The organism is uncultured Intestinimonas sp. (assembly GCF_944387245.1).
In the GTDB taxonomy this organism is placed as follows: Bacteria; Bacillota; Clostridia; order Oscillospirales; family Oscillospiraceae; genus Intestinimonas.
On record NZ_CALXEE010000059.1, the window covers coordinates 1 to 14,443 of the forward strand.

11 protein-coding genes and 1 pseudogene are annotated in these 14,443 nt (G+C 65.6%); 9 read left to right on the top strand and 3 right to left on the bottom strand.

The genetic code is table 11. The features are described 5' to 3' along the window. The first annotated feature begins 331 nt into the window (after window positions 1–331). From Q0K15_RS08275 to Q0K15_RS11125, 3 genes and pseudogenes are all read left to right on the top strand, one after another. Window positions 332–655 carry a cyclic-di-AMP receptor gene (locus Q0K15_RS08275; RefSeq protein ID WP_033117614.1) on the top strand — a complete coding sequence of 108 codons (324 nt, stop codon included), beginning with the start codon at window positions 332–334 and terminating at the stop codon, window positions 653–655. Continuing rightward, window positions 655–1,566 (top strand): DNA polymerase III subunit, encoded by a 912-nt coding sequence (locus Q0K15_RS08280; protein WP_294515152.1) that lies wholly within the window; start codon window positions 655–657, stop codon window positions 1,564–1,566. Before Q0K15_RS08275 ends, Q0K15_RS08280 begins: the two co-directional genes overlap by 1 nt. A 22-nt stretch (window positions 1,567–1,588) precedes the next feature. After that, window positions 1,589–2,395 (top strand): annotated as a pseudogene (locus Q0K15_RS11125) (stage 0 sporulation family protein); the annotation flags it as partial. 1,453 nt (window positions 2,396–3,848) lie between these two features. Here the strand turns inward: Q0K15_RS11125 and Q0K15_RS08290 are convergent. From Q0K15_RS08290 to ftsH, 3 genes are all read right to left on the bottom strand, one after another. Beyond that, window positions 3,849–4,265 (bottom strand): NifB/NifX family molybdenum-iron cluster-binding protein, encoded by a 417-nt coding sequence (locus Q0K15_RS08290; protein ID WP_294515157.1) that lies wholly within the window; start codon window positions 4,263–4,265, stop codon window positions 3,849–3,851. Then, a complete protein-coding gene (locus Q0K15_RS08295) occupies window positions 4,240–4,614 on the bottom strand; it encodes a DUF134 domain-containing protein (RefSeq protein ID WP_294515159.1) in 375 nt (124 codons plus the stop codon). Before Q0K15_RS08295 ends, Q0K15_RS08290 begins: the two co-directional genes overlap by 26 nt. An 844-nt stretch (window positions 4,615–5,458) precedes the next feature. After that, entirely contained in the window at window positions 5,459–7,693 is a 2,235-nt protein-coding gene (gene ftsH, locus Q0K15_RS08300) for an ATP-dependent zinc metalloprotease FtsH (protein ID WP_294515176.1), read from the bottom strand. A 411-nt stretch (window positions 7,694–8,104) separates the two neighbouring features. Between ftsH and Q0K15_RS08305 the strand changes: the two genes are divergently transcribed. The 6 genes from Q0K15_RS08305 to Q0K15_RS08330 all read left to right on the top strand — a co-directional run. After that, window positions 8,105–8,347, top strand: a complete 243-nt coding sequence (locus Q0K15_RS08305) for a PF20097 family protein (RefSeq protein ID WP_294515162.1) — start codon at window positions 8,105–8,107, stop codon at window positions 8,345–8,347. Between the two features lie 39 nt (window positions 8,348–8,386). Next, complete coding sequence (locus tag Q0K15_RS08310) at window positions 8,387–9,010, top strand: hypothetical protein (protein ID WP_294515165.1); 624 nt, start codon at window positions 8,387–8,389, stop codon at window positions 9,008–9,010. A gap of 47 nt (window positions 9,011–9,057) precedes the next feature. After that, the gene (locus Q0K15_RS08315) at window positions 9,058–9,462 is read left to right on the top strand and encodes a hypothetical protein (RefSeq protein WP_294515167.1); all 405 of its coding nucleotides are present in this window, start codon (window positions 9,058–9,060) and stop codon (window positions 9,460–9,462) included. Between the two features lie 208 nt (window positions 9,463–9,670). After that, window positions 9,671–10,447 (top strand): 23S rRNA (guanosine(2251)-2'-O)-methyltransferase RlmB, encoded by a 777-nt coding sequence (gene rlmB / locus Q0K15_RS08320; RefSeq protein ID WP_294515170.1) that lies wholly within the window; start codon window positions 9,671–9,673, stop codon window positions 10,445–10,447. A gap of 25 nt (window positions 10,448–10,472) precedes the next feature. After that, window positions 10,473–12,707 carry a hypothetical protein gene (locus Q0K15_RS08325; RefSeq protein ID WP_294515172.1) on the top strand — a complete coding sequence of 745 codons (2,235 nt, stop codon included), beginning with the start codon at window positions 10,473–10,475 and terminating at the stop codon, window positions 12,705–12,707. A gap of 235 nt (window positions 12,708–12,942) precedes the next feature. Beyond that, a partial coding sequence (locus Q0K15_RS08330; protein ID WP_294515174.1) for a DUF4157 domain-containing protein occupies window positions 12,943–14,443 on the top strand: 1,501 nt, incomplete at its 3' end.

Here is a 14,443-nt window from a genome sequence, read left to right on the forward strand (position 1 = left end):
TTCGTTCCAGATACCTTTGCAGGCGGGCGCCGCACCGGTACGAGACCAACTGATTTTGTGGGGCGCGACGACCCCGGCGCGCCAAACTACCCCACGATTCTCTCTTGCTTAGGGAACACGCAGCTCACCCTCATCCGTCATTTGCTTCGCAAATGCCACCTTCCCCCTTGGAGGGGGAAGGTTTAAGAGGCGTGCCGGGCCCCATCCCCTTTCGAGTGAAGAAAAAACTTCTTTCCTATTTGAAGCAAATGGGGTATAATGAAATAGAATAACCTGAAGTGATTTTTACCCGCCCCGGAAGGGGCTCTGTCTGCATCAAGGAGGGATTACCATGAAACTGATCCTTGCCATCATCAACTTTGACGACGCCAATGCCGTCACCCACGCCCTGACCAAGAAGGGCTTCTCCTCCACCAAGCTGGCCACCACCGGCGGCTTCCTCATGGCGGGCAACGTCACCATCCTGGTGGGCGTGGACGAGGAGAAGGTCCAGGCCGTCATCGACATCATCAAGGAGCACTCCCATTCCCGCAAGCAGATGATCCCCACCACCACCGAGATGAGCTACGGCTACTACCCCTCCATGCCTGTGGAGGTCACCGTGGGCGGCGCCACCATCTTCGTGGTGGACATCGAGCGCTTTGAGCGGGCCTGATGCGGGGACTGGAGGTCCTGGCGGGCAACCCCCAGGCAAAGCACCGGCTCTCCGCCGGACGGGGGCTCTCCCACGCCTATATCCTCGCCGGCCCCGCCGGCAGCGGCAAGCACACCCTGGCCGGGCTCCTGGCCCGGGCCCTGGTGTGCTCCGGGAAGGGGGAGACCCCCTGCGGAGCCTGCCCCGACTGCCGGAAGGCCGCCGCCGGCATCCACCCCGACGTCATCACCGTGGGGGAGGAGGGCAAGGAAATCAGCGTGTCTATGGTCCGTGCCCTGCGGTCGGACGCCTATATCCGGCCCAATGAGGCTCCACGGAAGGTGTACCTGCTCCCCAACGCCCACACCATGAACCAGAGCGCCCAGAACGCCCTTTTAAAGCTGCTGGAGGAGGGCCCGCCCTATGCCGCCTTCCTGCTGCTGGCCGAAAACGCAGGGGCCATCCTGCCCACGGTGCGCTCCCGGTGCGAGCTGCTGACCCTGGCTCCCGTCACCGAGGCCGAGGCCCGGGCGGTGCTGACCGCCCGCTTCCCCGACCGCCCCGCCCAGGAGATCGCCGACGCCGCCCGCCGGTGCGAGGGGCTCATCGGCCGGGGCATCACCCTGCTGGAGGGCTCCGGCGGCCGCACCCGTGAGGTCCAGGAGGCCGCCGGGCAGCTGGTGAAGCTGCTGCTGGACGGCCCGGAGCGGGTTGCCCTGGAGTTCTGCGTGGGATTGGAGAAGTGGGAGCGGGACGACCTGTGCGCCCTCCTGGAGGAGGGTGTGGAGGTGCTACGCTCCGGCATGGGCCGGTACCGGGACACCCGGCGTGCTCTGGCCCTCGTCGGCCGCCTGGAGGAGATCCGCCGGAGCCTGGACTTCCATGTGGGCGCGGGCCATGTGGCGGGCTGGCTGTGCGCCGGCTCCTTCTAATTTCGAGATACGAGGTATCCCCATGACTGAGATCATCGGCGTCCGCTTCAAAAGCGGCGGAAAACAATACTATTTTGACCCCCAGGGCGTCCAGGTGGAGCCCGGCCAGGGGGTCATCATCGAGACCGCCCGGGGGGTGGAGTGCGGCGAGTGCGTCCAGGGCAACACCCTGGTGCCCGACGAGTCCGTGGTGCCCCCCCTGCGGCCCATGCTCCGTGTGGCCACTCCTGAGGACGAGAAGGTGGTGGCCAAGAACCGGGAGAAGGAGGCCAAGGCCTTCCGCATCTGCCAGGAGAAGATCGCCCAGCACGGCCTGGAGATGAAGCTGGTGGAGGTGGAGTACAACTTCGAGGGCAACAAGATCCTCTTTTTCTTCACCGCCGAGGGCCGGGTGGACTTCCGGGCCCTGGTCAAGGATCTGGCCAGCGTATTCCACACCCGCATCGAGCTGCGGCAGATCGGCGTCCGGGACGAGGCCAAGATGCTGGGTGGCCTGGGTATCTGCGGCCGGCCCTTCTGCTGTTCCGGCTTCCTGGACGAGTTCCAGCCCGTGTCCATCAAGATGGCCAAGACCCAGAACCTGTCCCTCAACCCCACCAAGATCTCCGGCACCTGCGGGCGGCTCATGTGCTGCCTCAAATACGAGCAGGAGGCCTACGAGGACGCTGTGAAGCGGATGCCCAAGCAGGAGTCCTTCGTGGAGACCCCCGACGGGGTGGGCACCGTGTGTCAGGTGAACCTGCTGAAGGAACAGGTGAAGGTGCGGCTGGACGACGCCCCGGAGAATCCCAAGTGCTACCGCAACTGCGAGATCTGTGTGGTCCGCAACGGCAAGGGCAAGCGGCCCGAAGACTATGTGGCGCCGCCCCCGGAGGAGCTGGCCAAGCTGCGCTATGTGCCTCCCCGTGAGGAGGGTGTTTGGGAGCGTCCCGCGCCGGAGCGCACCGCCCTCACCGAGGCCCTGGAGCGGGTGTTCCAGGCGGCGGAGGAGAGCGCCCAGCCCACCCGGGAGAAGAAGATGGCCCCCTCGGAGCGGAGCAGCCGCAGCCGGGGCGGCTCCCGGCGGCGTCGGAGCGGCGGCGAGGGCAAGCCCCAGAGCCAGGAGGCCGCGCCCGAGAAGAGGAAGGAGCAGCCGCCCCGCGGGGACAAGCCCCAGGGCGAGGGCCGTTCCAACCGGCCCGGCAAGGGCAGGGGAGACAAGCCTCAGCAGGCCGCTCCCCAGCAGCAGCTGTCCCAGAACCAGCCCCCCAAGGAGGGCGGTGAGGGCGGCGAGAAGAAGCCTTCCGGCAGCCGCAATCGGAACCGGCGTCGCCGTCGGCCCTCCGGCGGCGGACAGCAGCCCAAGCCCCCTGCGGCGGAATAAAAGGTATGACAGAGCGCCCGTCCGGCGATGCCGGACGGGCGCTTTTTGATGGGTGGCCGCTTTTTGTGGTCCGCATCACGGTTGTGGGACGCGCCTTTTAAAACCTTCCCCCTGAGGGGGGAAGGTGTCATGGCCATTGGCCATGACGGATGAGGGGCGTTAAGTGGTTGCTCAAGGAACGTTCAAAACCCGTTTCGCTTCCCTGCTGGGAAAAGACCGGTTTTTGGAATCCAAAGAAAAAGGGGGCACCCGTGCGGGTTGAGTGGTCCCAAATAGGAATCCGGCGGCCTGTCTTTACGCCCCCATGGAGGACCAGCCCCGTCTACAGTAGACTACCTGGGTGGAACAGGGATAAGCTGTGGTTCTATCCTCACTTTTTTCGCCGCTTGCGTGGGTGGGGGTAGGGACGTGGTGGCGCTGCCTGGTATTGCCGTTGCTGCGGCGCGGGGTGGTTTAGCGGGCGGCTGATAGCCGCCCCTAAGGTGGAGCATCGGCGGCGTTACGGAGTAAGCCGACGGTGCAAGTGGCGTAACGGTAGGAGCGCCTGGGGGTACATCCAATAGGGGGGGCCATCGTCGGGGCAAAGTCCGCACCGCTCACCCCGGCCTGACGGCCAGGTCTCGCTGAGCTCCCTTGCCTCTCATCTCCCAAATGGACCCGCTTTGCTGGGCTCCATTTGGGTCCCTGTTTCTCCTGTGCTTGGTCGTTTTAAGGGGAGGATTTTCAAGGAGGGGGGTACCCAACACGAGTCCAACGGAGTGGGTCGTGTTGGGAGGAGGAGACACAAGGGAGCGAACCGACTTTTCGCCTTTAGGCGGAAAGAGAGGGGAGCGCACTTTGGGTCGACGACCATCCCCCTCCTTGACTGACTCTTTCGTCCCTTTCTGGTCATTCAGGAAGGGGCCCGCGGGAGGCTCTCTCAGTGCTCCCCGCAGGAGTGGCCGTGGCCGCCGCAGTGGTGGTCGTGGTGACCGCCGCAGTCGTGGCCGTGGTGCTCGTCGTGGTGGTGGCACTCCGCCGCCGGGTCAAAGGCCAGCTTGCCGGAGAGCAGGTCGGCCACCGCCTGGTCGGCGTCGCCGGACACGCCGCCGTAGAGCTGGATGCCCGCCTGGTCCAGGGCGGCGCGGGCGCCACCGCCGATGCCGCCGCAGATGAGGGTGTCCACGCCGCTGTTGGCCAGCAGCCCCGCCAGGGCGCCGTGGCCGCTGCCGTTGGCGCTGAGGATGGCCGCCGACTGCACAGCTCCGTCCTCCACCGTGTACACCTTGAACTTCTCCGTGTGGCCGAAGTGCTGGAACACCTGGCCGTTCTCATAGGTCACCGCAATCTTTTTCATGGCTGTTTCCTCCTTCATGACAATGCCTGTGGCAGCGCGGGCAGCCCTGCCCCCCGCCGGGGCAGAGGGTGAACGCCCCGCCGCCGATGGTGAGCTCACCGCCCCGGACCAGAAACCGGGCCACCTTGGTCCGGGCGGTGCCGTAGATGGCTTGGACCGTGGCCCGGGAGACCTCCATCTGCCGGGCGCACTCGGCCTGGCTGAGCCCCTCCAGGTCCATGAGCCGGATGGTTTCGAACTCGTCCACCGTCAGGCGGATGGGGCTTTGGCCCGGCCCGCTCTCCGCCGAGCGGAAACACTGCCGCTCCGGCAGGGCGCACACCCGCCGCCGTTTGCAGGGTCTGGGCATGGAGCCGCCTCCTCTCAGGTTTTTGGTATATGCCAGTAACTAGAGTATACTCCGTTTTTGACATATGTCAAGAACAAAGTGAAACTTATCCACAGGTGTGGAAAAGTTGTGGAAAATGTGGATAACTCCCCGAACCCGCATGAACACAGGGAAAAAGACCGCCCAACAATTCACCCGCGTCGCAGCAACGGCAATACCAGGCAGCGCCACCACGTCCCGACACCCACCCACACAGGCGGCGAAAAAAGTGGGGATAGAGCCACAGCTTATCCCTGTTCCACCCAGGTAGTCTACTGTAGACGGGGCTGGACCTCCATGGGGGCGTAAAGCCGGGCCGCCGGATTCCTATTTGGGACCACTCAACCCCCACGGTAGCCCCTTTTTCTTTGGATTCCAAAAACCGTTCTTTTTCCAGAAGGGAAGCGAAACGGGTTTTGTCGTCCTCGCAAAGTCCGCACCGCTGCGTCCTCACAAGTTTCACATCACTCGCCCTGCCCTTGTGGGCAGGTCTCGCTCGTTCCACTGTTCGTCCTTTCCCCACAAGGCTGGTCAGCCTTGTGGGGTTCCCCCGGCTGGCGGGCATTTCTCACTCCGCTCCCTTGCTCGTCCTCTCCCCACGCGACCCGCTGCGCTGGGCTCGCGCGGGGGCCCATTTTTGCATGTGGTCTGGCGCGCCGGGGTCGTCGCGCCCCACACAAAAGTGGTGCAGTCCCCCAAAAAACCTTCTCACCTATGGGGGAAGGTCACAGGGTGTCGCAAAATCTTTCCCACACAGGGGGAGACGGGCGGAAAAAGACAAAAAACCACCCCGGCGAACTTGTCGCCGGGGTGGTCCAAATTCTGCTTACTGGTCGCTGGGGGTCTCGCCGTTCTGGGGCTGATCCTCCGGGGGCTGGCCGTCGGAGGGCTTGTCCTGACCGTCCTCCTGACCGGGCTGATCCTGGCCCTCCTGGGGCTTGCTGCCGTCAAAGAGGGTGATCTTCTTGGCGGGGCGCTCCACGCCGTCGTCCAGGGCGGGGGAGGCGGTCTTGGCGGTGTTGGTGGAGGCGTAGGCGTCCTCCACAAGGGCGGGGTCACGGCCCTCGATGATGGCCACCATCTCGCCGCCGGTGATGGTCTCCTTCTCCAGGAGGTACTCCACCACCTTGTGCATGTCGTCCAGGTTGGCCTTGAGGACCTCCACCGCGTCCTGATAGCACTTGGTCAGGATGGCCTGGACTTCCCGGTCCATGGCGGCGGCGGTGTCCTGGGCGCAGTCCAGGCCGTAGCCGCCGTCCAGGTACTGGTTGCGGACGGAGCCCAGGGCCATCATTCCGAAGGCGTCGCTCATGCCGTACATGGCCACCATGTTGCGGGCGATGTTGGTGGCCTCCTGGATGTCCTGGGAGGCGCCGTTGGTCATGGTGTGGAGGACCACCTCCTCGGCGGCCCGGCCGCCCATGGAGACGGTGATCTTGGCCAGCAGCTCGTCCTTGGTGCGCAGGTTGGTCTTGTCCTCCTCGGGCATGAGCAGGGTGTAGCCCAGGGAGCCCTCGGTGTGGGGGACAATGGTGATCTTCTGCACCGGCTCGGCGTTCTTCTGCTTGTAGGCCACCATGGCGTGACCCACCTCGTGGTAGGCCACCAGCTTCTTCTCGAACTCGGTGAGGACGGAGTTTTTCTTCTCGCTGCCGGCGATGACGAACTCGAAGGAGGCCAGCAGGTCCTCCTGGTTGACGGCCTTGCGGCCGTGGCGGACGGCCCGAAGGGCGGCCTCGTTCACCAGGTTGGCAAGGTCGGCGCCCACGGTGCCGGCGGTGGCCAGGGCGATCTTCTTGAGGTCCACGTCCTCGGCCAGCTTGATCTTGCGGGTGTGGACGTGGAGGGTGGCCAGACGGCCGGCCAGGTTGGGCCGGTCGATGGTGATGCGGCGGTCGAAGCGGCCGGGGCGGAGGAGGGCCTTGTCCAGCACCTCGGGGCGGTTGGTGGCGCCCAGGACGATGACGCCCTTGCTGGGGTCGAAGCCGTCCAGCTCGGCCAGCAGCTGGTTCAGGGTCTGTTCCCGCTCATCGTTGCCGCCCAGGCGGTTGTCGCGGGATTTGCCGATGGTGTCGATCTCGTCGATGAAGATGATGCAGGGGGCCATCTTGCTGGCCTCCTTGAAGAGGTCGCGGACCCGGGCGGCGCCCATGCCCACGAACATCTCCACGAAATCGGAGCCGGAGATGGAGAAGAAGGGCACGTTGGCCTCGCCGGCCACGGCCTTGGCCAGGAGGGTCTTACCGGTGCCCGGCGGGCCCACCAGCAATGCGCCCTTGGGGAGCTTGGCGCCGATCTCGGTATATTTCTGCGGGTTGTGGAGGATGTCTATGATCTCCTGCATGGACTCCTTGGCCTCGTCCTGACCGGCCACGTCCATGAAGGTGACGCCGGTGGACTTCTCCACGTAGACCTTGGCGTTGGACTTGCCCAGGCCGCCCAGGCCGCCGCCCATCTTGCTGGACATGCCCCGGAACAGGAAGGAGAAGAGGACCACCATGATGATGACGGGCAGGACGTAAGAGATGAGGAGGGTGATGATGGGGGAGAGCTGCTCAATGTAGGGCGGGCCGTAGACGACGCCGTTTTCCTCCATGATGGAGATGAGGCGGGACATCTCGGAGTCGCTGGTGATGGGGGCGCAGTAGTAGGAGGGGCCCTCCTTGAGCATCTGCTTCCACTCGTTGGAGCCGGGCTCCAGGGTCTGGGCGGAGGAGGAGGCGCCGCCGTTGGCGGCGGGGGCGGTGAGGCCGGAGGAGGCGCCGCTGGTGAGCCCCTCCAGGCCCTCCAGGCCGGGGATGGGGGTGACGGTGACGTCGGCGCTGTCCTTCTGGGCATCGGTCTGGGGATTTGCGGCGCTGTCGCCGGTGGTGGGACGGGGGTAGATGGTGTACTTGTTGGACTCCATGACCACCCAGGCCACCTCGTCGTTCTCCACCATCTCCACAAACTGGGAGTACTCGATCTGGGTCGAGCGGGAGGTGGACATGGAGGAGGTGAAGTAGTTGATCATGAGGGTGATGATGAGGGCCCAGAGAATGATGGAGATGATGCCCATCATGTTCTTGTTTCCGCCGGAACCTCCGGAGCCCTTTCTGTTGTTTTGATCCAAGGCGTGTCCTCCTTTTTTGGAATCGTTCGCCTGCTATTCGCCAGATAACAAGTTACCCTAAATATAGCACAGTATACATTAAAACACAAGAAACAGCGCAGTAAACTTTCTGTGAATGGGGCCTGCGGCCGTCCCCCCACGGGATTCCGCACCGGTGCGGCGGGCGGCTGATATCCGCCCCTACGAAATCGCCGCAGGGGCGGATATCAGCCGCCCGAGAAACCTTTCCCATGACGGATAAAGGGACGTTCCGACCGGAAAACAGGTCCTTTTTTTGTTGTAACGGGGCGGGAAATATGATATGCTCGCCTTGAAAGGGAGAAAACCCGACCGGAACAGAAGGAAAGGAGCGTGTTTGTCATGCGCTGTCCCTACTGCGGGCAGGAGATGGAGGAGGGCCATGTGGGCACCCGGGAGGGCTATGGCCTCTTCTTCGTGTCGAGGCCGGAGGAGCTGCCCTCGGCCTTTGACACCAGAAAGCAGATCGAGGCCGCCGGGACGGTCATCCTGGACGGCCCCCGGCACACCCGGCTCCGGGACTCCCACTGTCCCGCCCACCTGTGCCGGAGCTGCGGAAAGATCCTCATCGACTGCGGAACGTGAACGAAAGAGCGTTTCATCCGCCGAAAGGAAGGTGCGCCCATGAAAAACGCCGCCCTCTCCAAAGCGCTCAAGTGGCTGCTCATCGCCCAACTGCTGTCCATCGTCGCGCTGCTCCCCCTGGTCTACGATCTCAAAATCCTGCTCCGGGCGGCCGCCGGCCTGCTGACCCTGGCCGCCCTGGTCAAAGCCGCCAGGGAGGCCTCCGGCTACCGGGCAGCCCTGGGGCTCCACGTGGCGGATCTGGCCCTGGACGTGCTCTCCTATGTCCTTCTCCGCTGGCTCATTTTTGTCTTGGTAACGATGTTCGGTACCTGGGCCATCCAGACCGTCGGCGCGCTCAGCGCCCTCCTCTCTATCGCCGGTCTGGTCCTGGGGCTGCTGCTCCTTCGACAAATCTGCCTCACCACCGCCGGTCTGGTGGACGACCCCAACCTGGCCGCCCGGGGCATTTGGGTGTGGAGGGTCAATTTAATCTGTACCGTGGCCGGAATCGTGCTGACAATAGGGGTTAGTGCCCTTTTGAAAATGGGCCTGGATATGGAAAAGCTGTTGGGACTGTCCACAGCCGTCACGCTGCTGTCCGCCGTGATCGAGCTGGCGGGCAATGCGGTCTACCTGCACTTCCTCTGGCAGAGCGCCCGGTGTCTGTCTGCTCCGGACTGAAACGGACAGAGGCGCGAAAGGAGCTGATCTGTCTGAAGAACAGAAAAGTGTGGCTCTTGGCGTCCCTGGCGGCGGCGGTGCTGTGCGCCTTGGCCTGGGTCCTGCGGCCGGTCCCCCTCACCGGCCTTACGGGGGCGGAGCCCCAGCGCGTCGGGCTCACCGTGGACTGGGGGGACGAGAAGGGACTCCAGAGCCACCCCCTGGACCAGGAGACCCAGGAAGAACTGTACCGGCTGCTGTCCGACATCCGGCTGTCCTGGCGGGGACGGTATGCCTACATCGAGTACGTGGAGGGCGTCCCCATCATCACCGTGACCTTCCGGGGGGAGGAGCGGTATGATTTTCACCTGACGGGTGACGGGTACCTCTATCTGGACGGGACCCGGTACATTATCACCGGCGGCGACGGCGGGGACCTCTATGCCCGGCTGCTGGAGGAGACGGAGAAATAGGAGGAAAAAGGTCTCTTTTTGTCTGGCCGGCTTTCTGTGTGATCTCTATGGGCTTTGCAAGCGGTGAAGCGCAGTTCCGGCACGGCGGGCGGTCCCATTCGGGGCCGCCCGCTTTTTCCGTCCCAAAAGACGGACAAATTCTTCTTTTTCTCCCGGGTGAAGTATGGTATACTGAGAGCTGATTGAACAGAAAGGCGGGACAAGTCCCATGAGAGAGAAACGGACCCCCCGGCCCGAGCCCATGGCCGAGGCCGACGGCATCATTGAGGGCCGCAACGCGGTCATAGAGGCTTTGCGGGCGGGGACGCCCATCGATAAAATTTTCATCGCCAAGGGGGAGACCGACGCCGCCCTGGGGCATATCGCCTCCACGGCCCGGGGCAAGGGCATCGTGGTGGTGGAGGCCGACCGGCGGAAGCTGGACGCCATGAGCCGCACCCACGCCCACCAGGGCGTCATCGCCCAGGCCGCCGTCCGGGAGTACGCCACCGTGGACGACATCCTGAACGCCGCCAGGGAGAAGGGGGAGCCCCCACTCATCGTGGTGTGCGACGAGCTCTCCGACCCCCACAACCTGGGGGCCGTCATCCGCACCGCCGAGTGCGCCGGCGCCCACGGCGTCATCATCCCCAAGCGGCGCTCCGCCGGCCTCACCGCCATCGTGGCCAAGACCTCGGCGGGGGCGGTGTCCTACGTGCCGGTGGCCCGGGTGCCCAACCTCACCGCCCTCCTCAAGGAACTCAAGGAGGCGGGCATCTGGATCTTCGGCACCGCCGCCGACGGCAATACCACCCTCTACGACGCCGACCTCAAGGGCCCTGCCGCCATCGTCATCGGCTCCGAGGGCAACGGCATGGGCCGCCTGGTGGCCGAGCAATGCGATTTCAAGGTCAGCATCCCCATGAAGGGCAAGCTCAACTCCCTCAACGCCTCCGCGGCGGCGGCCATCCTGCTCTATGAGGCCGTCCGCCAACGGCTGGGATAACCTACAGAAAAAAAGGAAGGCCGGTATGTCAAAGGACGACGAAAAACAGGATAGCGGCTTCACCCTGGAGGAGATCCTGGCCGAGTACGGCGTGGACGTGAGCCGGTGGGAGGAGGACCGCCCGGCGGCCAAGGGGTCCAAGGGACCCTCCGCCAAAGGGCCTGCGGCGGACGCCGGTCCCGACCTGCCCTGGCCGGAGGCCAAGCACACCCCGCCTCCCAAGAACGTGGTGCTCTTTCCCGGTATGACGGCCCCGCCGGACGATGACGGGGACGAGGAGGAGGACGGCGGGGAGGAGGAGCCCGAGGACGCCGGTGACGAAGAGGAGCCGGAGGAACAGACACCGCCGCCCAAGGAGAAGCTCAAAAAGGCTCCGGTGACCGACAAGGTGCTGGAGTTCCCCGAGGACGACACGCCTCCCCTCCAGGCGGGCCTGCGCCACCTGAAGGAGAAGGCGGACGCCTTCTCCGAGCAGATGTTCGCCGAGGAGGGCACCGAGGTCTCGGAGGAGACCATCCGGTTCCAGAAGCTGATCCCCGGGGTGGACGAGGAGGAGCCGGAGGAGGAGGACGAGCCGCCCCGCCGGGAGCGTAAGCCCCGGAAACCGCCCGCGCCGCCCCCCGACCTGCCCCCCGCCGACCTGGCCGGGCGGTACGGCCGGGGCCTGGGCCTGCTGCGGCTGCGGTCAGTGCTGGTGGCCCTGCTGTGCCTGCCCCTTTTGTACCTGGCCTTCGCCGGATTCTTCGGCCTGCCCCTGCCCGCTGCCCTCATGGACTCCTTCCAGCTGCGGGTGTGGTGCTCCGGCGTCCTGCTGGCCGTGGCCATGGTCCTGGGCATCGACGTGCTGCTGGGGGGCCTGGTTGACCTCTTCCGCCTCCGCCCCGGCGGCGCAACGGCCTGCTGCTTTGCCTGCGCCTTCACCCTGTGGGACACCTTCACCCAGCTCACATACATGCCCCAGCGGACCACTCTGCCCTACTGCGCCGCCTGCTGCGTCGGGCTCTTCTGCACCATGTGGGGCACCTACGCCAAGCGCCAGGGCCTGCGGCTCTCCTGCCGCACGGCGGCCGCCGCCTCGGAGCCCTATCTGGTGACCCTGGACCACAAGAGCTGGAACGGCAAGGACGCCTACGCCAAGTGGTCCGGTCCCGCCTACGGCTTCGGCAGCCAGATCCAGGAGCGCGACGGCAGCGAGCGGGTGCTGCGCATCTCGGTGCCCCTGCTGCTGCTGGGGAGCATCCTGTGCGCCCTCCTGGCCTCCGTGGGCCACGGCGCCCCGGAGCGCCTGCCCTGGTGCCTCTCCGCCTGCGCCACCGCCTCCTCGGGCTTTTCCGCCCTGCTGTGCTTTTCCCGGCCCTACCGGGCCCTGGCCCGGCGGCTCTCCTCCAGCGGCGCCGCCCTCCCCGGTTGGTCAGGCGCCGAGCGGATGGGGAAGGCCATCCTCCTCACCGACACCGACCTCTTTCCCCCGGGAGAGGTGGCCCTCAACGGCATCAAGATCTTTGGAGACTACTCCGTGGAGAAGGTGGTGGCCGTCTGCGCCACCCTCATCAAGGAGAGCGGCTCCGGGCTGGACAAGGTCTTTCACGACCTCCTCCGCACCCAGGGGGCGGTCTACCGCCGGTGCTCCGGCTTCACCCGCCACGAGGGGGGCGGCCTCTCCGCCGACATCCGGGGGGAGCGCATTCTGGTGGGCTCCGCCTCCTTCATGACCCTCATGGAGGTCCCCCTGCCCCAGGGCCTCAACGTCCGCAGCGCCGTGTTCTGCGCCATCGACGGGGAGCTGGCCGGCATCTTCGCCCTCAACTACATGATGCACCCCACCATCCCGCCCGCCATCTCCGCCCTGGTGGCCAACCGGGTCTCCCCGGTGCTGTGCACCCGGGACTTTAACCTCATCCCCGCCATGCTGCGGCAGAAGTTCAAGCTGCCCGTGGAGAAGATGGACTTCCCCGCCGTGGACCGGCGCACCGAGCTCTCCGACCCCGCCGCCCTCCACAATGCCCGGCTCACCGCCGTCCTCTGCCGGGAGGGCCTGGCCCCCTTCTCCGAGGCGGTGGTGGGCGCCAAGCGCCTGCGGCTGGCCGTCCTCATGACCACCGCCCTCACCGTGCTGGGCTCGGTGATCGGCCTGCTGCTGGCCTTCTACCTCACCTTCATCGGCGCCTGGTCCTCGCTCACCGGCGCCCAGATGGCCATCTTCCTGCTGGCCTGGACAGTCCCCACCCTCCTCATCTCCGGCTGGGTGGAGCGATACTGAAGAAAAAAGACCTTCCGCTCCAAGCGGAAGGTCTTTTTGCGCTCCGGGGGATCTCTGCGCCAAAACGCATAGTACGGCGGCACGAAACGGCCTGGGGTGGGGCAGAAGGAACCACCGGGGTGCTCTCAGACAGAAGAGACAGCCGTATTATTTTCAAAACAGGGGATTGCAGATAAAGACTCATATGGTATGATAAAAATAAATGAGTTTCACCGTCTGCAGAAGGGAGGTCATTATGCAGATTCACGAAAAACGCAGGGACCGCCGCTCCGGACAGGGTCCGGGCACCGGGCCCGGGGGAGCTCTCTCTTCTCCCGGAATCTCCAATGACGCCCTGATCTCCCTGTGGGGGGAGGGGGAGACGTCCGCCCGGCCCAGCCTGGAGGAGGATATCCTGGCCCGGCAGCCGGGCATGCACGTCCAGCCCCAGATCCCCCAGGCGGAGCAGGAGGCGGACCGGCTCTCCGCCGCCGTCTCCTCCGGCTCTCCCGAGGCCGTCAAGGCCGACATGGGCCGGCGCATGGGGGCCGACTTCTCCGCCGTGCGCTTCCATACCGACGATGCTGCCGCTCAGATGGCGGAGTCCGCGGGGGCCAGGGCCTTCACCGCCGGCGGGGATGTCTACTTCGGGGCCGGGGGCTTCGACCCCGCCGTGGCCGCCCACGAGCTGGTCCACACCGTGCAGCAGGGCGCGGTGGAGAGCGGCGCCGCCACCATGTCCACCCCAATGGGCGGCATCCAGCGGGAGGAGGACACCTCCAAAAAGAAGCGGAGCGGCCTCTTCTCCCGGATCAGGCGGCACTTTGGCGCCGAAACCCGGGCCGCCCGGGAGCTGAGCGACGAGATGCGCCAGCGGGACGAGGCCTTCAAGGCCCAGGAGACCGACGAGGCCGCCCGCAAGAACTGGGAGGGCCTGAACATGGAGGCCGACCCCCGGCTGGAGGAGATGACGGTCCAGCTCACCCCCCTCTTTGAGCACATGCTGGCCTTCAAGAAGAGCTACGCCGCCCACGGCTACTCCACCGTCCAGCAGGACCGGGTGGCCCAGTTCAACAGCAACCTGAAAAACACCAAGCAGGCCTCCCACAAGGTCAATCAGAAGAAGCGGCAGATCGCCGACTACCAGAAGATCATCGCCGAGGCCCAGGCCAGCCCCGACAAGACCAGCCGGATCAAGATCCAGATGTCCACGGAGAAAATCCGGGCCCTGACGGAGGAGATCGCGGGCATCGAGGAGAACGTCCGGCGTATGTTCCAGGTCCGGGAGTTCAGCCGGGAGGAGACCGAGAAGTACGTCCGGAGCAAGAACCCCAAGCTCCAGGGGGCGGACCTGGAGGCCGAGGTGGAGCGGGCCATGGCCCGCAACCAGGCCGATCGGGACATCGCCGACAGCTTCTCCCGGATGTACCACGACCCCAGACTGCCCCCTGACGCCATCCTGGACACCAGCACCGAGGTACGCACCCGGCCCACCGACCTGAGCAGCCGGGAGACAAAGAGCAACTCCGTGGGCAAGGGATATGGCCGGGCCGCCATGATGGGCGGGGACTTCCGGCCCACCGTGGAGTTCGGGCACGCCTTCGCGCCCGTGGCCGACCTGCCGGTCAAGCCCCTGCGCATGCGGCGGACCACCGAGACGGAGGAGAACGCCCGGTTGGCTGGACAGAAGTTCGATTCCCTGGAGCAGGAGGCGCAGACCGACGTGCTGGGACCGGCGCCCAGGATGGACCCGGTGG